The 19006-nt window shown below is 40.9% G+C and carries 22 protein-coding genes; 4 read left to right on the plus strand and 18 right to left on the minus strand.

Annotated elements, in window-relative coordinates; genetic code table 11:
• Positions 1–7: 7 nt before the first annotated feature.
• The 17 genes from glyA to AB6M99_RS05960 all read right to left on the minus strand — a co-directional run bounded on the left by glyA (position 8) and on the right by AB6M99_RS05960 (position 14057).
• The gene (glyA, locus tag AB6M99_RS05880; RefSeq protein WP_121834641.1) at positions 8–1258 is read right to left on the minus strand and encodes a serine hydroxymethyltransferase; all 1251 of its coding nucleotides are present in this window, start codon (positions 1256–1258) and stop codon (positions 8–10) included.
• Positions 1259–1744: 486 nt separating this feature from the next.
• Positions 1745–2584, minus strand: coding sequence for a metallophosphoesterase (locus AB6M99_RS05885; protein WP_121834640.1), 840 nt, complete (start codon positions 2582–2584; stop codon positions 1745–1747).
• A gap of 29 nt (positions 2585–2613) precedes the next feature.
• Entirely contained in the window at positions 2614–3354 is a 741-nt protein-coding gene (locus AB6M99_RS05890; protein WP_121834725.1) for a PHP domain-containing protein, read from the minus strand.
• 21 nt (positions 3355–3375) lie between these two features.
• Entirely contained in the window at positions 3376–3822 is a 447-nt protein-coding gene (locus tag AB6M99_RS05895) for a GNAT family N-acetyltransferase (RefSeq protein WP_121834639.1), read from the minus strand.
• Positions 3823–3833: 11 nt separating this feature from the next.
• Positions 3834–4226: an NUDIX domain-containing protein gene (locus tag AB6M99_RS05900; RefSeq protein ID WP_121834638.1), complete on the minus strand. Its 393-nt coding sequence runs from the start codon at positions 4224–4226 to the stop codon at positions 3834–3836.
• The gene (locus AB6M99_RS05905) at positions 4227–4742 is read right to left on the minus strand and encodes a GNAT family N-acetyltransferase (RefSeq protein ID WP_369350370.1); all 516 of its coding nucleotides are present in this window, start codon (positions 4740–4742) and stop codon (positions 4227–4229) included.
• Positions 4743–4819: 77 nt separating this feature from the next.
• A complete protein-coding gene (locus tag AB6M99_RS05910; RefSeq protein WP_121834636.1) occupies positions 4820–5254 on the minus strand; it encodes an NADAR family protein in 435 nt (144 codons plus the stop codon).
• Between the two features lie 9 nt (positions 5255–5263).
• Complete coding sequence (locus AB6M99_RS05915; RefSeq protein ID WP_121834635.1) at positions 5264–5860, minus strand: L-threonylcarbamoyladenylate synthase; 597 nt, start codon at positions 5858–5860, stop codon at positions 5264–5266.
• Complete coding sequence (prmC, locus tag AB6M99_RS05920) at positions 5847–6680, minus strand: peptide chain release factor N(5)-glutamine methyltransferase (protein WP_121834634.1); 834 nt, start codon at positions 6678–6680, stop codon at positions 5847–5849. Before prmC ends, AB6M99_RS05915 begins: the two co-directional genes overlap by 14 nt.
• Positions 6680–7759, minus strand: coding sequence for a peptide chain release factor 1 (prfA, locus tag AB6M99_RS05925; RefSeq protein WP_121834633.1), 1080 nt, complete (start codon positions 7757–7759; stop codon positions 6680–6682). The genes prmC and prfA overlap by 1 nt, the downstream gene beginning before the upstream one ends.
• Before the next feature lie 267 nt (positions 7760–8026).
• Positions 8027–8608, minus strand: a complete 582-nt coding sequence (locus AB6M99_RS05930) for a thymidine kinase (protein ID WP_121834632.1) — start codon at positions 8606–8608, stop codon at positions 8027–8029.
• A 350-nt stretch (positions 8609–8958) separates the two neighbouring features.
• A complete protein-coding gene (locus AB6M99_RS05935) occupies positions 8959–9276 on the minus strand; it encodes a hypothetical protein (RefSeq protein ID WP_121834631.1) in 318 nt (105 codons plus the stop codon).
• Positions 9276–9815, minus strand: a complete 540-nt coding sequence (locus AB6M99_RS05940) for a DUF1697 domain-containing protein (protein WP_121834630.1) — start codon at positions 9813–9815, stop codon at positions 9276–9278. The genes AB6M99_RS05935 and AB6M99_RS05940 overlap by 1 nt, the downstream gene beginning before the upstream one ends.
• 9 nt (positions 9816–9824) lie before the next feature.
• A complete protein-coding gene (gene uvrB, locus AB6M99_RS05945) occupies positions 9825–11816 on the minus strand; it encodes an excinuclease ABC subunit UvrB (RefSeq protein WP_121834629.1) in 1992 nt (663 codons plus the stop codon).
• Between the two features lie 91 nt (positions 11817–11907).
• Positions 11908–12774 (minus strand): CPBP family intramembrane glutamic endopeptidase, encoded by an 867-nt coding sequence (locus AB6M99_RS05950; RefSeq protein WP_369351222.1) that lies wholly within the window; start codon positions 12772–12774, stop codon positions 11908–11910.
• 372 nt (positions 12775–13146) lie between these two features.
• Positions 13147–13470, minus strand: a complete 324-nt coding sequence (locus AB6M99_RS05955) for a putative heavy metal-binding protein (RefSeq protein WP_121834627.1) — start codon at positions 13468–13470, stop codon at positions 13147–13149.
• A gap of 89 nt (positions 13471–13559) precedes the next feature.
• A complete protein-coding gene (locus AB6M99_RS05960) occupies positions 13560–14057 on the minus strand; it encodes a YkgJ family cysteine cluster protein (RefSeq protein ID WP_121834626.1) in 498 nt (165 codons plus the stop codon).
• Between the two features lie 79 nt (positions 14058–14136).
• On the opposite strand from AB6M99_RS05960, the gene AB6M99_RS05965 reads away from it, so the two are divergent.
• The 4 genes from AB6M99_RS05965 (at position 14137) to AB6M99_RS05980 (ending at position 17743) form a co-directional block, all read left to right on the plus strand.
• On the plus strand, positions 14137–14823 hold the full coding sequence (locus tag AB6M99_RS05965) for a phosphopantothenate--cysteine ligase (protein ID WP_121834625.1): 687 nt from the start codon (positions 14137–14139) through the stop codon (positions 14821–14823).
• Entirely contained in the window at positions 14816–15358 is a 543-nt protein-coding gene (coaC, locus tag AB6M99_RS05970) for a phosphopantothenoylcysteine decarboxylase (RefSeq protein WP_121834624.1), read from the plus strand. The genes AB6M99_RS05965 and coaC overlap by 8 nt, the downstream gene beginning before the upstream one ends.
• Before the next feature lie 16 nt (positions 15359–15374).
• Positions 15375–15944 carry an ECF transporter S component gene (locus AB6M99_RS05975; protein ID WP_369350371.1) on the plus strand — a complete coding sequence of 190 codons (570 nt, stop codon included), beginning with the start codon at positions 15375–15377 and terminating at the stop codon, positions 15942–15944.
• Between the two features lie 80 nt (positions 15945–16024).
• Complete coding sequence (locus AB6M99_RS05980) at positions 16025–17743, plus strand: phospho-sugar mutase (RefSeq protein WP_121834622.1); 1719 nt, start codon at positions 16025–16027, stop codon at positions 17741–17743.
• 103 nt (positions 17744–17846) lie between these two features.
• Here the strand turns inward: AB6M99_RS05980 and AB6M99_RS05985 are convergent, their stop codons facing one another.
• Positions 17847–18479 carry a deoxynucleoside kinase gene (locus AB6M99_RS05985; RefSeq protein ID WP_121834621.1) on the minus strand — a complete coding sequence of 211 codons (633 nt, stop codon included), beginning with the start codon at positions 18477–18479 and terminating at the stop codon, positions 17847–17849.
• Positions 18480–19006 lie beyond the last annotated feature (527 nt).

A 19006-nucleotide genomic window follows, 5' to 3' on the forward strand; every position in this document is an offset into this window, starting at 1 on the left:
ACTCACCTTAGTACAATGGGAACGCATCTGTCAAAGCACGAACCTCTTGACGCACTTCGGCTAGGACTGTTTCCTGATCATGGTTTTCAAGAGCTTTGATAATGAGCTCGGCAACTTTTTGGCACTCTGCAACACCAAAGCCACGGCTGGTCACCGCCGCTGTTCCGATACGAATACCAGAGGTTTTAAATGGCGATAGCGTTTCAAAAGGAATGCTGTTTTTGTTGAGGGTAATATTGACCTCATCAAGTAAATCTTGCGCTTTCTTACCGTTCTCAATCACCTTTGTCACATCAACCAGAAAGACATGGTTATCTGTACTACCTGAAATGACTCGGAACTTGTCATGTTGATTGAAAACGTCTGCCATAGCTTGACAGTTGGCAATGACTTGCTGAGCATAGTCTTTCCAAGCAGGATCAAGATTCTCTTTGAAGGCAACTGCCTTAGCCGCAATTACATGTTCCAGAGGGCCACCTTGCAGACCTGGAAAGACCGCAGAATTGATTTTCTTCGCTAATTCTTCATCATTCGTCAAAATCAAGCCACCGCGAGGGCCACGAAGGGTCTTGTGGGTGGTTGAGGTTACCACATCAGCGTAAGCCACAGGATTTGGGTGCAGACCAGCTGCGACAAGACCAGCAATGTGCGCCATATCTACCATGAGTTTTGCCCCTACTGCGTCCGCAATCTCACGGAATCTCTCAAAATCAATGGTACGTGAATAAGCTGACGCACCTGCAACAATCAATTTGGGTTGCACAGCTTTAGCCTGTTCCAAAATAGCATCATAGTCCAATTGCTCTGTCTCAGGATTGACAGAGTAACCTACAAAGTTATAAGTTTTTCCAGAGAAATTCACTGGAGAACCGTGAGTCAAGTGACCACCTGCTGCCAAGTCCATACCAAGAACCGTATCGCCTGGTTCGATAAGTGCCATGTAGGCTGCTGCATTAGCCTGACTACCTGAGTGCGCCTGCACATTGGCATACTGAGCACCAAAGATGGTTTTAGCACGCTCAATGGCTAAATTTTCCACCACATCAACACAGTCTGTCCCACCGTAATAGCGTTTGCCTGGATAGCCCTCGGCATATTTATTGGTCAAAACAGAGCCTTGCGCAGCCATAACTGCCTTAGAGACCACATTTTCTGAGGCAATCAATTCAATATTGTGCTGCTGACGGTCTTCCTCAGCTTCAATAGCTTGCCATAATTCTGGGTCAAATGCCTTGTAATCTTCTTTGTCAAAAATCATTTTTGTTCTCCTTTTATCTAACAGAGGTATACGGTAATACTACTATTTTATGCCAAATTTTGCCAATAATATTATTAATACTTAACAAAAATCAAAAATTACTTTTTTGTTTCTTTCTAAAAAGTGCGGACGCTCCAAAGGTCTGGGAGACCTTTGGAGGTGGGAAATATAACTGACGAAGTCAGTATCTCAACCTCCTACGGAGTTTCATTGCTAGATTTGAGCCTTCTTTTCGCAATATATGATTGGCTGTACTTGTCGACTACTCGACAGCGTCCAACCTAATCATCCTTGCGAGGGAACTACTACGAAATTGACTTTCAATTTCTGTAGTTCTCCCAAAAATCCGTTTCTATCAAGAGTAAACTCCTGATAGCAATACCACTATAGCGAAAGAAACATTTTGGCCTCACTTCGTTAGGAAGTCTATCAATGATATTAAAGGTTCTAAAATGTTAATTTTGATCTTGGATGAGTATAAAACATTTAGGTTAATAACTTCTCTTTAAAACCTTTCACATCGTCTAAATAATGATTTTCTTCAATCACTGTTGTAATCCATTCTCTGTCGTGTACGCGATTAACGCCTGTTTCAACCTGTGATTGGTACAAATCAACAAAAGGGAGTTTTTTCTCTTTGGCACGTTTAACCTCCAAAGAAACATCATAAGTAACCTTACGGAAGTCAATAGAAACGCCATGTTCATCTACCGTCAAAATCGCATACTGGGCACGTAGGTCATGTCGCAACTTTTCCCAAGGAAAAAAAGGGTTCCCAACCGAACCTGGATTGAACAAGAGTTGCCCTTTACTACTGTATCTTAAAACAGGAATATGAGTATGGCCATAAATGGCGACATCACAGGGATATTTTTCAAACAAGCCATCAATCGTTTCTTGACTTGCTGTCGGACCAAGCTCCCAGCCATAGTTTTTTTCAGGTAATTGGTGGGAGAGACTAAAAGAAATCCCTTCTCGATCAGTCATAACATGCATGGGAGTTTCTCGAATACTCGTTACAGATTCAGACGTTAACTCTTCCATGGCGTATTGCACCAGACGATTGAGGTAGATTTCCTCACAATCCTCAATACCAACATCACCATTCAAAACTTCCAAGAGACAATCATCCCAGTTCCCTCGAACCTTGATAGTTGAATTAACCTCATTAAGTAAATTGAAGAGCTCCATTCGTCCATGCCCTGGCAGCAATAAATCCCCAAGAATCCAATACTCTTCTACGCTCTGCTCTTTAGCATCAGCCAGTACGGCTTCTAATGCCGTGGTATTTCCATGAATGTCCCCTAAAACAGCTATTTTAACCATTTAAAACTCCTTGATAATTTTCTATAAGGTTAATGAATTAACATTTCAGAAGTAATGCCGTATTCGACCAATAAATCTGACACCCTATCAAAATACAAAGCATAATGCTCTAATTTATGACCATCTGAACCAATAGAGTACGAGGTACATCCAAGTTTTTTCAACAAATCTAAAGCATAGCGATAAAGATGTTCATGCTCATAAAGGTACATGCTTTTACTATTAATTTCAAAAGCTAAACCAAACCGCATCATTTTCTCAAAAATACGAATCAACTGTGGTTCATATTCTTTTAATTCCTCAATAGTCATTTCAAACGGTCTAAACCCATAATCAAAATGTGCTAGTACATCCGCCTCAACACGTCCAATAGCATATTCTAGCGCTTCAAGATACCTAGGGATAATATTGTCTTTACCTAGTGGAAAAACAAATTCTCTCTGTAGATAGTCAAACTGACCATTATGATGAACAGACAGGAGTTTTAAATCAAACTGCTTATCAGATAAATAATCTAAAATATCATTCTCTCGTGGCTGATAATAACCAATTTCAATGCCTTTTTTGATCCTAACACCCAACTGCTCTTCTAAAATTGAAATTTTTTTACAATAAGCTTGATAATCTGGGATATCATCATTTCCAGAATAAGGATTTGACAAATCAAAATGCTCAGTAGTCACGAATCCATCTGCCATAACTGGCAAATAGTTATCGAAATCCTCCTCACAATCATAAGAAAAATTAGTATGCAAATGATTATCTTGTATCATAACGAGACTCTCCTTTACTTATCTTAACTCCTTGATAAATCTCACTTGGGTTTTATCACCATTGTAGCCGATTTTTCGGTAAAAAGCATGCGCTTCTAAGCGATGGGATCCCGAGTTTAAGCGAATAAAGGCTAAATCAGCTTCAAGAGCTTGTCTTTCTAGTTCTTCCATTAGTAAGTGCCCAATCCCTTGTCCTTGATGGTCTAATGACACAGCTAAACCTAAGACATTCAGTCCTCTTTCCGAATAGATGGCTTCATAAATTTGTGCCTGAACATAACCAATCACTTGGTCAGTTTCATCTACTGCACCAATCAAGAAATGGCTGTCATTGGCTAAACATCTCTCAAGCTGCTTCTCCGTTTCTTCCAAAGAAAAAGGATAACCAAGCGCTGTTTCACTAATCACTTGAAGTTGTGGGGCGTCTGATAGAGTTAATCGTCTGAGGGTTACTTGCGTTGTCATTACTTGCTCCTTTAATTCAGTTGTCTGGCGAGCCATTCTCTGTCAATCTCAGGAAAAATGCTCAGCTCTGCCATTTCTTCCAAAGAAATCCAATGGGGTAGATATTGATTTTTAGGAGTTGAACGCTCCGCTTCTTCACCATGAATAGCCAAAGGACCAACACTTTCTTGCGACTGAATGAGAAAAAGCCAACCATCTTGCTGTTGCATTTCAGCCCTAATCGCTTCCGAAGGAACTTGGATAGCTAATTCCTCCGACAATTCCCTTAGGGCAGCTTGTCTAGGAGTCTCACCAGCCTCAATACCACCGCCAGGGAAAACTAAGTAAGTTTTATCTGGCTTTATTCGCTTAATCAGAACTATAAATTGGCCTGTCTTATCCAATAAAATCACACTTGCTCTCATTTAGTTCACCTTTGTTTTGACCATTCCTAAGAAAAATTGGCTGACATCTTTTGAAAAACCTTTCTTATCAAAAGGCTGTTTAGTTGTCATGATCTGATAGGTTTCTGTATTTTCCTGATAAAAATGGTCTGTTAATGTAAAACTGTTTTTCTCATAAAAAGCTAGTCGTCGTAATCTCTGCTCTGCATTTTCTGAAACCTCAAAAGGAGGTTCAATGGTCACAATCTGAGGCTTTCCACCAGCTTTTTCTTTTACCTTTTGTAAAATAGCGGTGCCATAGCCGTGTGACTGATGACTTTCAGCAACAGCCAGAAACAGTAAGAAATCACAAGACTGACCTTTTACAGTGTAGGAAAAACCAACCAGCTTTTCTTGGTCAAGGTAAGCAAAAAATTCTGCCTGTTTCAAGAGTAAAAACCAGTAGGGCAACCGTTCTTCCTTGGGAAAAGAGGCAAAATATAGATTTCTAACGTCTCTCGCTTTTGAACTAAATGGGGTAACCAAAATGACTTTCATGCATTATCCTCAAAAACAAAATTTAAGTTTTTCTAACAGAAAAATCATAGCTTACATATCAACGCTTCAATAATTCTTTATTTTAATAATTCTCGAGTCTCCATTAAAATAAGACCTAACATATTTTTGCCACGTCCATCACCACCGTCTGCCCAATAGGCATCATTTGTCGTGTGTTCAATCAAAGTAGCATCACCGGTTGAAAGAAGCAACGATTTAAGAACAGGATTTTGTTTAAATTTTTCTAGCACAGCGAATCGCATCACATCATCCTTAACCTCTTCCCAATCCTCACGCAGAGGATTAGACCGATTTCTTCCCTCTAAGGCAGCATCCATCGGAGAAACAATATTTCTAATTTTCTCTTGAATATCTCTGTCCAAAAATTTTTGTGCTTGAAAATAATGCTCAGAAGTTGGCCAAATCCTTTCGCCATCAGAAAAAGGATAAGCCGAAAAATTTGAGAATTCTCCATATGGGTCATTGACACGATAAAATAAAATTTCAGACATATATACTCCTTAAAATCGTAATTCTGGTACGACAGCTAATAAATCTTCCTTAGTAATCGCCCCTTGTCTTAAAATACGAGCCTTTTCTCTAGATAAGTCTAAGATGGTTGAATCTTGACCAGTTAAAACACCATCATCCTCATAGCCCGTCACTTGATTGTCAAAATCTTGTATAATTTCCTTGAAAACAGTACCACTACTCTTACCAGAAATATTGGCAGAAGGTCCAATCAAAACTTTCTGTGAACGAATAAGTTCTAATGTTCTGAGATGATTGGGTACTCTAAATCCAACTGTCGCTAAACCTGAATTAATCCAATTTGGTACCTCAGCATTCGCCTGTAAAATAATAGTCAAAGGGCCTGGTAAGAAGGCGTCATAGAGTTTTCTGAGATAGGGTGGCTGATTCTTAGAATAAGCTAAAATCGTCTCAAAATCAGCGACATTTAGGTTCATGGCCTTGTCTTTTGGACGCTGTTTCAGGGCATAGACACGTTCAACAGCGTATTCGTCAAGTGCTTTAGCAAAGAGTCCGTAGACTGTTTCTGTCGGTAAAACGAGCGCTCCGCCATCTTCCAATATTTTGATGAAATCACATTCTGCCATCTAGCACCACCATCCTATCCTTGCCAAACATATCCTGTATTACACGCACGCGAGCTTCAGGGAAAGCCTTATTAAGTAGCGAAGTCAGTCCATTCCCCTGCTTATAACCAATTTCAAAGTATAGTTTTCCTTTAGCTGTTAAATAAGAGGACGACTGCTCAATAATCTGACGGTAAATGGCATAGCCATCTTCATCCGCAAACAAGGCAAGGTGGGGTTCCGATGCTAAGACATTGCCACCGACTTCATCTTTATCATCGTAAGCAATGTATGGCGGATTAGACACGATAATATCAAAGGAACCCGACACCTTTTCAAACACATCTGATTGAACAAAAGTTACCTCAAGTTGATTGGCTTGCGCATTTTTCTGGGCTAAACTCAGGGCTTCTGATGAAATATCACTTGCCGTGACTTCCCATTCTGGTCGGGCTTTTTTGAGGGATAAAGCTATCGCACCGCTTCCTGTTCCAATGTCTAAAACTCGCAGGTCTGCTCCGCTATTTTCCCTTAAAATCAAATCAACAAGTTCCTCTGTCTCAGGGCGAGGAATCAGTACACGGTCATCAACCGCTAACTCAAGATCTCTAAAATAAGCTTTTCCTGTGATGTACTGAGGGGGAATCTGCTGGCTTAGTTGCTCAAAAATTCGGTGAAACAGTCCCTCGTCAGCAGCCGTAACAGCTTGCCGTAAATGCAAGACAAGGTCGGTCTTTGTCCATCCCTTTAAGGCTTGAAAGACATAGACCAGACCTTCTCTCTCCTCACCAAGCTGCTCAAGGCGCTCTTCTAGTTGCGCAATAAGGTTGGCGTAAGTCATTAGTTATTTAGTTTCTCCAATTTTTGTGTTTGGTCATAAAGCACTAGCGCATCAACGACTTCATCCATTTTACCAGACAAAATGGTATCTAATTTTTGAAGGGTCAAGCCAATGCGGTGATCGGTCACACGGTTTTGTGGGAAGTTGTAAGTACGGATACGTTCAGAACGGTCACCCGTACCGATAGTTGATTTACGCTCGGCATCTTGCTCATCTTGGGCAATTTGGGCAAAATGGTCAGCCACACGCGCACGGATGATTTTCATCGCTTTCTCACGGTTTTTCTGTTGTGTCCGTTCTTCCTGCATTTCAACCTTGATATTGGTTGGTAAGTGAACGATACGAACGGCTGTCGCAACCTTATTGACGTTCTGACCACCAGCACCTGAAGCGTGGTAAATATCCACACGAAGGTCTTTCGGGTCAATATCATATTCAACTTCTTCGATTTCAGGCATGATAAGAACTGTCGCCGTTGAGGTGTGAACACGACCTTGACTTTCTGTCACAGGAACACGTTGCACACGGTGAGCACCTGACTCGTATTTAAGTTTAGAATAAACTGACTGACCTGATACCATGGCAACCACTTCCTTGATACCACCAACACCATTGTAGGAAGCCTCCATGACTTCAAAGCGCCAGCCTTGGCTCTCCGCAAATTTTTGGTACATGGTCAAAAGGTCACCTGCAAAGAGGGCTGCTTCATCACCACCAGCTGCACCGCGAATTTCAAGGATGATATTCTTATCATCGTTAGGGTCTTTTGGCAAGAGAAGGATTTTCAATTTTTCTTCGTAGGCTTCTTTATCTGCCTTAGATTGCTTAAGCTCTTCCTTAGCCATTTCTTCTAACTCAGGGTCGCCACCAGCATCCTTAATCATTTCTTCTGCGTCAGCGATGTTTTGGATAACTTGTTTGTATTCACGATAAGCTGTCACTGTCTCACGCGTGTTCGCTTCTTCACGCGATAATTCCATAAAACGCTTCGTATCGCTCACCACATCAGGATCCGATAAAAGCTCTCCAAGTTCTTCGTAACGGTCTTCCACCGCCTGTAATTGATCATAAATGTTCATAATAATAAGATATTAATGCCGTTAAGCAAGGCAACGGAAAATAGGAATTCTGACGAAGAAGCTCCTGCTTCTAGGAAGAATTATCTTTTTCCTCAGCCTTGTAGGCATATTCAGTTCCTTTCTAAGATATTAAGGGCGTTAAGAAAGTTAGAGAAAAATAGGAGACTGACGCTTTGTGCACGCACACAAGGAAGGTCTATCTTTTTTCCGACGCTTTTAGCCCGTATTCAGTTTCTTTTCTATGATATTAATGCCTTATTGCATTATTCATTCTGTTTCACTAATCGGCGGGTTAAAATAATGTTTCCGACAAACTGAGGTATAGCTTTCATTGCCACCAATTTGCACCTGTGCTCCGTCATAAGTTGGCTTCCCATCTTCCATACGAAGAACCATAGTTGCTTTTTTCTTACAGTAATGGCAAATGGTTTTGATTTCGTCAATTTTGTCTGCTAATAACAGCAGGTGCTTAGACCCTTCAAAGAGCTCATTTCTGAAATCATTTTTAAGACCAAAAGCCATCACTGGAATATCCAATTCATCAACAATACGAGCCAAATCATACACATTTGCTCGTGTTAAAAATTGCGCTTCATCTATCAGAACACAATACGGTTGTGGGCTCTGCGATTGAATAAAACCAAAAATATCCGTATCTTCACTGATGGGATAAGCCTCACGTTTCATCCCAATTCGGCTAGAAACGTAACCAACACCATCGCGAGTATCTAGACTTGACGTCATCAGGATAACAGGTTTCCCCTGCTCCTCATAGTTGTAGGCAACTTTGAGAATCTCAATGGATTTCCCTGAATTCATAGCGCCGTAGCGATAATATAACTGTGCCAAAACACACTTCCCACTTTCACATAGTATCCTTATTATTTTACCATAAAGAGAAAAATATAGCACTTGTGGAATTTAAAAAAGAGACAGATTAACTGTCTCTTGCTTGATAATGGGGTTTTCAATAACTCTAAAGTTTTCACATCAATCAAACTCCAATGCTTCAACTTCTTCAAGTCTCCATTGTATTTCTCTACTTTACTGCAAAAAGTCCTGTTATTAGTGTCAATGAAACATATCAGTAATTTGAATTAAGTTTAGGACATTATTGGTTCATTTTAACCAACACTAATATCATGAAATACCTATGTTTTATCCTGTCCATGTTTCAACTAACGATAACTTTTTCCTTATCATGATGACGAGCGAAGGATAGAGAAGGGTAACCAGCCAATTTCTTCTTGGAAGCGAACCAAAGCCCATTGAAAATGTACTTCCAATAGTTCGACGCTATCTCCTACTTGCACCATTAACTCAGTAGGATTGTAATCTCTATTCAGTGCATTCCCCTCTAAAAAATCGGCAGATACATAGGTTTTCATACCTACTATTTCACAAGAAAACCAATTAGGATAATTGGAGCAGGGAGAAAGATTGACCACTCTTGTTCCTTTCGGAAATGTCGGAAACTTCCCTTCACCTCTATGATTTTGAGAGACATATAACTTCATCACTTCTCCTTTGCCAGAGATATTAGCTTATTGAACGTATTGGCATTTCGTAGAGTCACCATTTGATTGAAAGGCTTGGTCATGATTTTCTTAGAATGAGCTGTTTGTTTAGCATTAGCTTCCTCTCTCACTCGCCAAAACAAGGCTGTTTCACCAATCAAAAAATCTTCGTCTACCAATTCCCAATCCTCTATCAATGCTTCTATCGTTTGTTTTGTTGTTCCCGGTAAATAGAATAAAGCATCTTTACGTTTGGCAGAATCTTCCCACCAAATAGGTAGGCTTTCTGTCAAAATCAGACTCCTTTCTATCACTACAAAAGGAATTGAAAAATCATAGTGAAGAGAAAGAACATCAGTAATCTTTTTCTCAATATCAGACTGATTTTCTTCAGATGAAAAGAATAAATTTCCTGTATTGATATAAGAAGAGACCTCCTCTAATCCAATCTTCTCTAACTGCTCACGAAGTTCAGGCATGATCACCTTGTTCTGTTTGCCAAGATTGATGCCTCGTAATAACAGAAGATATCTTTGCATAATCTCCCCCTAATCCATCGCTTTCAATTCTAACACCAAGTCGCGGATTTGTGCTGCCAGTTCAAAGTCAAGGAGCTCGGCAGCTTCCTGCATTTGTTTTTGGAGTTTCTTGATGGCGTCTTGGCGCTCTTTTTTGTTCATAGCTGAGTAGTCAACTGTTTCTTCTGCCACATCGGTTTCTGTGGCTTTACTGATAGCGATGAGGTCTCGGATGTCTTTCTTGATGGTTTGTGGGACAATGCCGTGCTTCTCATTGTATGCCATCTGAATCTCACGACGGCGTGCCGTTTCGTCCATGGCACGTTGCATGGAGTCAGTAATCTTATCCGCGTACATGATGACATGACCTTCACTGTTACGAGCCGCACGCCCAATGGTCTGAATCAGTCCACGCTCATTGCGGAGGAAGCCTTCCTTATCTGCATCAAGAATGGCAACCAAGCTCACCTCTGGTACGTCAATACCTTCACGGAGCAGGTTAATCCCAATCAGCACATCGAAGACACCGAGGCGGAGGTCACGAATAATTTCTGTCCGTTCTAGCGTCTTAATATCCGAGTGCATGTATTTGACCTTGACTCCCATTTCCTTGAGGTAGTCGGTCAAATCTTCCGCCATTTTCTTGGTCAAGGTGGTGACAAAGACACGCTCACCTTTTTCAGCTCTGCTATTGATTTCACCAAGGAGGTCATCCATCTGCCCCATCGTTGGGCGAACTTCCACCTCAGGGTCAAGAAGCCCTGTCGGGCGGATAATCTGCTCAATCACGGTGTCGGTCTGCTCCATCTCGTAATCGCCAGGTGTCGCTGACACATAGACAATCTGGTGAACATGGCTCTCGAATTCTTCTCGGCGCAGCGGTCTGTTGTCCAAGGCTGACGGCAAGCGGAACCCGTAATCCACCAACATCTGCTTGCGTGAGCGGTCGCCATTATACATGCCCTTGATCTGCCCCATGGTCATGTGGCTCTCGTCAATCATGATGAGGAAATCCTCTGGGAAGAAATCCAGCAAGGTGTAAGGTGGCTCGCCCTCTGAACGGCCGTCCATATGGCGAGAATAGTTTTCGACACCATTGGTGTAGCCCATTTCACGGAGCATCTCTACATCGTATTCTGTCCTTTGGCGAATGCGCTGCGCTTCAATCAATTTGCCTTCTGCTTCAAACTCTTTAACCTGAGCTTCCATTTCATCAATAATATTTTTGATAGCATGTTCCATATGCTCCTCATTGGTCATGAAGTGAGTGGCAGGAAAGAGCACTAAGTGTTCCACTTCTCCCATTGGGCGCCCAGTCAAGCTCTCGATTTCTTGAATGCGGTCAATTTCGTCGCCAAAAAATTCCACACGGAAGGCATGCTCGTCACGAGAGGCAGGGAAAATTTCCACCACATCACCACGCACACGGAAACGCCCACGCTGGAAATCAATGTCGTTACGTTCAAACTGAATATCCACCAATTGGTTCAACAGTTTGTCCCTTGAAATCTCCTGACCAGGTCGCAAGCTGACCGCTGAATCCGCGTATTCCTTTGGAGAACCCAAACCGTAGATACAAGACACCGACGCCACCACAATGACATCATTACGTTCTAAGAGTGATGATGTCGCAGAATGGCGGAGTTTATCAATCTCATCGTTGACTGAACTATCTTTTTCGATATAAGTATCAGATGAGGGCACATAAGCCTCTGGCTGATAATAATCATAGTAGGAAACAAAGTATTCCACGGCATTGTTTGGGAAAAATTCCTTGAACTCCCCATAAAGCTGACCAGCAAGGGTCTTGTTGTGGGCGATGACGAGGGTTGGTTTATTGACTTTGGCAATCACCTGACTCATGGTATAGGTCTTACCAGTCCCTGTTGCCCCCATAAGGATTTGCGCCTTTTCACCACCTTCAATATTATCCACCAGCTGCTCAATCGCCTGCGGTTGGTCACCAGATGGTTCGTATTTTGACACCAGTTCAAACTGATTATCGTCTCGTCTATCAATCATGTCTTTCTTCTTTCTCAGTTTTTTCTTATTTTATCATAATTTTGTTATTTTTATGGATAAGAAAAACGGTCTAGTGACTAAACCAAACCGCTTATGCCTTTTCTTTTTTAATCCCATAGTAGAGATACACAATGAGAAGAAGTTCAACCAGTGATGTGATTAAGCTCCCTTCCGTTCCAAAGCCGCCACCAGAAATCCATTCTGGAGCGCCAGCTTTTTCCACAAAATGAAACAAAGAGGCACCGACACTTTGACCTGAAACAGCTACACCATAGACATTTCCTTGAACGAAATTCCAAGCCCCATGGATACCAATAACTCCCCATAGGTTATCACGTTTCAGCATATAAAGCGCCATCGCAATACCAAATAATACGATATTGAGAATAGATAAGAAAGTGATATGATTATTTGCAAGGTGCATCAAACCAAAGAGGGAACTGCTAATCCCAACAGCAATAGCAAGATTGGTCCGCTTATTTAAAATTGGCAAGAGCCAGCCACGAGTCAGTAGTTCTTCGGTACCACCTTGCAACAACCAAAAAGGAATAGTTGATAGAACATATAGCCATGCTAAACCAGAAAAATCTACGCCAGAAAATCGCACACCTCCCAATAGATAAACCAAACCAATAGCCAAACTGAATTGAAGAGAACCAACCAGAAAACCTAGTGCTAGCTCCTTAAACCAGTTCTTTTTAAAAAAGCCTAGACTTGAAATTGAACGTTTCTCAACCCATTTGACCCATATAAAAAGTAAGCCTGATACAAAGGAAAAACTCAATAATTCCACATGGAGAGGTAAGGTCATTCCTTCTGTGAAGGCGTCAAAATTACCATTGGCTATGATGAAAAAGACAGCTGCAAGACCAAAAATAATCCCAAATAAGACACTACCTATTATAAAGAATCCTTCAACCATTACAGGTGTCAAGATAGCCACAAGCCAAGTAGGCATTTTTTGATAAAGTTCTGTGGGAGCTTGCAAGAATGCGCTTGTTCATAAGATTCTCCTTTGTGTCATTAATCTAATACTATTTTAATCTGCTAATACCTTATTGTCAATAGTTATTGATAGTTAGTAAAACAAATATAAAACTGCACCTATCATTTTTGACAAGCGCAGCTTTTGTTCACTAAAAATCATTCTTTAAGACAACTTACTGGGACTAGGAAACGTCTTTTCACCACTTAAATTTTGTAATAATGACAGTTTGATGCGATGACAGATTGAACATTTGTAACTGAACAGCTTTTCAAATACCCTCTGCTTCCTTGCTTCATTGTTTCCGAGCTCAGACTTAAAATATCCCAATCAACTGTTTCATTCTCACTTGGTTAGGGTTACTGCTGTACCGCTGCAAGTCACCATCAGCATGCCATTGTCTGCTCCTAGGACTTCATAATCCATCTTAACACCAATAACAGCATCTGCTCCTAACTCAGTTGCCCGTCTCTCCATTTCTTTGAGAGCTGTTTCACGCGCCTCAGTCAATTCATTTTCATAACTTGCTGAACGACCTCCAAAGATATTGCGCAAACCGGCACCAATATCTTTAAACATGTTGATTCCAGTGATGACTTCACCAAAAACAATTCCTTTATAACCGCTCACTTGAGCGCCATCAACACCATTAGTTGTTGTTATAATCATAAAACACCTCCGTTTTTGTAATCGTTTTATATATTTTCCAGTGGTTGTTATCTCTCACCACACGCGTAGTCTAAGGCAATATCACTCCCTTACAATCTCTTTTGTAGTTTTTCAACAAAGAGATAAGCTGCTGGGCAAAAGAGGGTATTCTTAATCGTCAAATTATTAATTTGATAAATCTTCTTGCGGTCTGTATGGGGAAATTCACGACAAGCCTTGGGACGAACATCATAAATACTACAAAGGTTGTCATCCCCTAAAAACGGACACGGCATCGATTGAAAAACCTTGTCCCCATCTTCATCTGTCCGTAAAAACGCTTCTTCAAAAGCAGGCAATTTCATGCGAAAATGTTTTGCAATCCTCGTGATATCTGCCTCCGTAAAAAGAGGCCCCAGATTACGACAACAATTAGCACACTTGGTACAATCAATCTCAAGAAAAACCTCACGATGAACCTCTTGGACAACTTTATCCAAATTTTTCGGAGCTTTTTTCTTTAAACTCGCCAAAAACTTACGATGTTCTCCCTGTTTTTGCAACGCTAATTGATGATATTTTTCAATGTCAATACCTTGACTAGCCACAATTTTCTCCTCTATTCTTTATCTTCTTATTATAACTCAAATCATTTACAAAATCAGTATTTTAGTGTAAAATCAGCCTATGAAAATTTTGATTACATCTGGTGGTACCACAGAGAACATTGACAGTGTTCGCGGGATTACGAATCACTCTACCGGTTACCTTGGAAAAATAATAGCAGAAACTTTTTTATCCAAAGGCCATCAAGTCACTTTAGTAACGACAAAACAAGCTGTCAAACCTCTTGAACAAGCAAATTTGACAATCCAACTCATTAGTAATGTAGAAAGCCTGCTCACGACATTGGAGCCTCTCGTTAAGTCACACGATGTCCTCATTCACAGCATGGCGGTATCAGACTATACGCCAGTCTACATGACAGACTTAGAAGAACTGGAGCAAGTAAACTCTCCTGCTCAGCTTTTGTCCAAAAAAAATGGTGAAACTAAAATCTCATCCAAATCTGACTACCAAGTGCTTTTCCTGAAAAAAACACCAAAGGTTATTAGTCAGGTTAAAGAGTGGAATCCCAATATCCGTCTCATCGGTTTTAAACTTTTGGTGAATGTTCCAAAAGCAGAGCTGTTTGACGTGGCGAGGGCTAGCCTTGTCAAAAATCAAGCTGAGCTTATTGTCGCCAATGACCTTAATGAGATTACAGGTGACCAACACATCGCCTATCTCGTTGATGAGACAAATGACATTAAAGCTCATACCAAACTAGAAATTGCTGAAAAACTGTATGAAAAGGTGACTGCTCATGACTAAACGCATTCTACTAGCTGTATCAGGTTCCATCGCTGCCTACAAAGCTGCCGACTTGACTAGCCAACTCACCAAGCGCGGCTATGACGTCCATGTCCTCATGACGGAAGCGGCGACTCAATTTATCACACCACTAACCTTGCAGGTCTTGTCTAAAAATCCTGTTCACTTGGATGTGATGGAAGAAAAAATAGCAGAGCGGATTAACCATATCGACCTAGGAAAAGAAGCCGATCTTTTTATCCTAGCACCTGCTTCTGCTAATACGATTGCTACTTTGGCACATGGCGGAGCAGATAATATGGTCACAGCAACCGCACTGGCTTTGCCAGCAGACCTTCCAAAGCTCATCGCACCAGCTATGAATACAAAAATGTATGATAATCCCTTAACCCAGCGCAATCTCGCTATTTTAAAAGAGGTGGGGTACAAAGAAATCACACCAAAATCAGCTCTCTTAGCCTGCGGTGATGTCGGACGAGGCGCTCTAGCTGATCTAGATACCATTCTACAAACCATTAACGAAAATTTATCATAGCAAAATAGGAGAATAAATGAAAAACAAAAACTCTACCACTGTTGCAACCATCTCAATGTTCTTTGCGACAATGATTGTCATCCATCTTCTGACGTCTATCATTTTTAATGTTCTGCCGCTTCCAATTAAACCAACTTTGGTGCATATTCCAGTTATCATCGCCTCCATTCTCTATGGACCACGTGTAGGAGCAACACTTGGCGGTTTAATGGGACTCATCAGTGTCGTTACTAACACTGTTATCCAAATCCCAAGTAGCTACCTTTTCTCACCCTTTGTCGAAAATGGTAATATCTATTCGCTCATTATTGCAATGGTCCCACGAATACTAATTGGTATCACACCCTACTTTGTCTATAAATTAATCAAAAACCGTAGTGGACTTCTTATCGCAGGTGCTGTAGGATCAATGACCAACACCATCTTTGTACTCGGTGGTATCTTCATCCTCTTCTCAAATGTTTACAACGGTAATGTCCAAGCGATGTTAGCTACTGTTTTAGGAACAAATGCTATCGCTGAAATGGTGATTTCGTCATTCCTAACCTTTATCATTGTGCCACGCCTCGAAAATTTAAAAAAATAATGAAAATCACGAAAACTCGTGATTTTTTTACATGAAAATGATATAATGAAAGCGATTAATAAAAGTTAAAGGAGAATGCAATGACCTATCAAGAAAATTACCAAAAATGGGTGGATTTTTCTGAACTGCCCGACTACCTTCGTACTGAATTAGAATCTATGGATGAAAAAACAAAAGAAGATGCCTTCTACACAAACCTTGAATTTGGTACCGCAGGTATGCGTGGCTATATCGGAGCTGGTACAAACCGTATCAATATTTATGTGGTACGCCAAGCAACTGAAGGCCTTGCAAAATTAGTAGAAAGCAAAGGTGAGGATGCTAAAAAACGTGGCGTAGCTATTGCCTATGACACACGTCACTTCTCACCAGAGTTCGCCTTCGAATCTGCTCAAGTCCTAGCAGCACACGGTATCAAATCTTATGTTTTTGAAAGCCTACGCCCAACACCAGAACTATCATTTGCAGTGCGCCACTACGGTACTGTTGCCGGTATCATGGTAACAGCTAGTCATAACCCTAAAGAATTTAACGGCTACAAAGTTTACGGTGAAGACGGTGGCCAAATGCCACCAGCAGACGCTTCTGCTTTGACTGATTTTATCCGTGGCATTGACAATCCATTTGCCGTTGAACTCGCTGACCTTGAAGAAAGCAAAAGCTCTGGTCTCATCACTGTTCTTGGTGAAGAAACAGACCGCCTCTACCTCGATGAACTCAAGGCTATCAACATCAATAAAGAACTCATTGCCGAGCATGGCAAAGACATGAAAATTGTTTACACACCTCTTCATGGTACTGGGGAAATGCTAGCGCGTCGTGCCCTTGCTGAAGCTGGATTTGAGTCTGTTCAAGTCGTAGAAAGCCAAGCAACCGTTGACCCTGATTTCTCTACCGTTGCATCACCAAATCCTGAAAGCCAAGCTGCCTTTGCCCTCGCTGAAGAACTCGGACGTGAAATCGGAGCTGATGTGCTTTTAGCAACGGACCCAGATGCTGACCGTGTCGGTGTTGAAGTTCGTCAAACTGACGGTTCATACTGGAACCTCTCAGGAAACCAAATCGGTGCAATCATCGCCAAATATATCCTTGAAGCCCACAAACAAGCAGGAACATTACCTGAAAATGCAGCCCTTGCTAAATCAATCGTATCTACTGAATTGGTTACTAAGATTGCTGAAAGCTACGGCGCAACCATGTTCAATGTGTTGACAGGATTCAAATTCATCGCTGAAAAAATCCAAGAATTTGAAGAAAAGCACAACCACACCTACATGTTTGGTTTTGAAGAAAGCTTCGGTTATCTCATCAAACCATTTGTTCGTGACAAAGATGCTATTCAAGCTGTTTTAATGGTGGCTGAAATTGCAGCCTACTACCGCTCTCGTGGCCTGACACTTGCAGACGGTATTGATGAAATCTTCAAAGAATACGGCTACTTCGCTGAGAAAACTATCTCTGTTACCCTCTCAGGTAAAGACGGTGCCGAACAAATCAAAGCAATCATGGCTAAATTCCGTGACAATGCACCAGAACAGTTCAACAAAACAGACATCGCCCTCTTTGAAGACTTTGCTCTTCAAAAAGCTGTCGCCCTTGATGGTACAACAACTGAATTGACAACACCACCATCTGACGTCCTTAAATACACATTGACCGATGACAGCTGGTTTGCAGTTCGCCCATCAGGAACAGAACCAAAGATTAAATTCTATATCGCAACAGTCGGTGAAACACTTGCCGAAGCAGAGGAAAAAATTGCTAACATTGAAACAGAAATCAATGATTTTGTGAAATAATCACACTTTATGACATCAAAACCACCCGCTAAAAAACGGGTGGTTTTAGTTTTCCATATCTAAAAACAAAGTACAAGGCACAAAACCTTGTATTTTCTTGTATTTATCTCTCTAAAGTACTTAACGTTTCTTTAATCTGTGCAAATACTTTTTCCCAGTCTTCATCATTGGTCACATCAAAATGATCTGTATCAATCTTCATTTTTGGACTGTAATCATAATTATCATACCAGTCACCATAATGTCCATGCAAGAGGCGATAGTAATCTAATAGACCATTTTCATCTGTAGGTTGCTCAAAATCACGACCACGTTTTTTGATATTGCCCATGATATGATCAAAACTACCATCAAGATAGACTAACAAGTCTGGTGCTTTCTTAGGCATACCTTCGAGCTCTTCCATCATATTATCCAAAAGCTCTAGGTAAATTTCGTACTCTTCCTGGCTAATATTTCCTTCCAGCGAATTAATGTAAGTAAAGAGCGCATCCTCGTAAATCGAACGATCTAAAACATTATCATTATTATAATAAGCTTCTTTGATTGACTTAAATCGCTTATTTAAGAAATAAATTTGTAGAGCAAAACCATACTTATCAGGATTTTCATAGTATTTATCCAAGATAGGGTTATTTTCTACAGGCTCATAAAATGCCTCTGTACCTAAGGCCTCAGACAGACGGGCAGTATAAGTTGTCTTTCCTACACCAATCATGCCAGCTAATATTATCACAATTGTTCTCACCTCCGAGAGACTATCTTAACACAAGATATGGTAAAAAGTCAATACAGCAATCACAAGATATTGGAACGGGTTAAATATCAAAGTCATTTCCAGCTGAACAGAAAGCTAGAAATGAAACAGAGAAGATACTACAACCGCTCGCAGTTTTTAGCCATATTTTTTAATTTTATACTCAACCAAAATCAAAATTAGCATATTGAGCAAACTCAAGGACCAATAAAGGTATCAATTTCCCAAGCGCTTCTTTCGCCATGGTGGTATTATAATCAAGAGTAAACTCCTGATTATAGCGGGCTTTTTGAGACCTAGACTCAAAAAGTAGCAATGAAACTCCAAAGGAGGTTTTGACGCTGACTTTGTCAGCTTCATTTCCCGCCTCAAAAGGTTCCCCAAACCTTATCGACTGTGACGAACTCTGTTCGTCTTATTTCCCACCTCCAAAGGTCTCCCAGACCTTTGGAGCGTCCGCCACTTTTTAGAAAGAAGCAAAAAAGTAATTTTTGATTTTTGACAAG

Origin of the sequence: Streptococcus hillyeri (assembly GCF_041081565.1) — a bacterium.
Lineage (GTDB): Bacteria > Bacillota > Bacilli > Lactobacillales > Streptococcaceae > Streptococcus > Streptococcus hillyeri.

Bases quoted from the DNA above. Each gene is read 5' to 3' on its own strand.
- glyA (WP_121834641.1), bottom strand. From the start codon at position 1,258: ATGATTTTTGACAAAGAAGATTACAAGGCATTTGACCCAGAATTATGG.
- AB6M99_RS05885 (WP_121834640.1), bottom strand. From the start codon at position 2,584: ATGGTTAAAATAGCTGTTTTAGGGGACATTCATGGAAATACCACGGCA.
- AB6M99_RS05895 (WP_121834639.1), bottom strand. From the start codon at position 3,822: ATGACAACGCAAGTAACCCTCAGACGATTAACTCTATCAGACGCCCCA.
- AB6M99_RS05900 (WP_121834638.1), bottom strand. From the start codon at position 4,226: ATGAGAGCAAGTGTGATTTTATTGGATAAGACAGGCCAATTTATAGTT.
- AB6M99_RS05905 (WP_369350370.1), bottom strand. From the start codon at position 4,742: ATGAAAGTCATTTTGGTTACCCCATTTAGTTCAAAAGCGAGAGACGTT.
- AB6M99_RS05910 (WP_121834636.1), bottom strand. From the start codon at position 5,254: ATGTCTGAAATTTTATTTTATCGTGTCAATGACCCATATGGAGAATTC.
- AB6M99_RS05915 (WP_121834635.1), bottom strand. From the start codon at position 5,860: ATGGCAGAATGTGATTTCATCAAAATATTGGAAGATGGCGGAGCGCTC.
- prmC (WP_121834634.1), bottom strand. From the start codon at position 6,680: ATGACTTACGCCAACCTTATTGCGCAACTAGAAGAGCGCCTTGAGCAG.
- prfA (WP_121834633.1), bottom strand. From the start codon at position 7,759: ATGAACATTTATGATCAATTACAGGCGGTGGAAGACCGTTACGAAGAA.
- AB6M99_RS05935 (WP_121834631.1), bottom strand. From the start codon at position 9,276: ATGAAGTTATATGTCTCTCAAAATCATAGAGGTGAAGGGAAGTTTCCG.
- AB6M99_RS05940 (WP_121834630.1), bottom strand. From the start codon at position 9,815: ATGCAAAGATATCTTCTGTTATTACGAGGCATCAATCTTGGCAAACAG.
- uvrB (WP_121834629.1), bottom strand. From the start codon at position 11,816: ATGATTGATAGACGAGACGATAATCAGTTTGAACTGGTGTCAAAATAC.
- AB6M99_RS05950 (WP_369351222.1), bottom strand. From the start codon at position 12,774: ATGCCTACTTGGCTTGTGGCTATCTTGACACCTGTAATGGTTGAAGGA.
- AB6M99_RS05955 (WP_121834627.1), bottom strand. From the start codon at position 13,470: ATGATTATAACAACAACTAATGGTGTTGATGGCGCTCAAGTGAGCGGT.
- AB6M99_RS05965 (WP_121834625.1), top strand. From the start codon at position 14,137: ATGAAAATTTTGATTACATCTGGTGGTACCACAGAGAACATTGACAGT.
- coaC (WP_121834624.1), top strand. From the start codon at position 14,816: ATGACTAAACGCATTCTACTAGCTGTATCAGGTTCCATCGCTGCCTAC.
- AB6M99_RS05975 (WP_369350371.1), top strand. From the start codon at position 15,375: ATGAAAAACAAAAACTCTACCACTGTTGCAACCATCTCAATGTTCTTT.
- AB6M99_RS05980 (WP_121834622.1), top strand. From the start codon at position 16,025: ATGACCTATCAAGAAAATTACCAAAAATGGGTGGATTTTTCTGAACTG.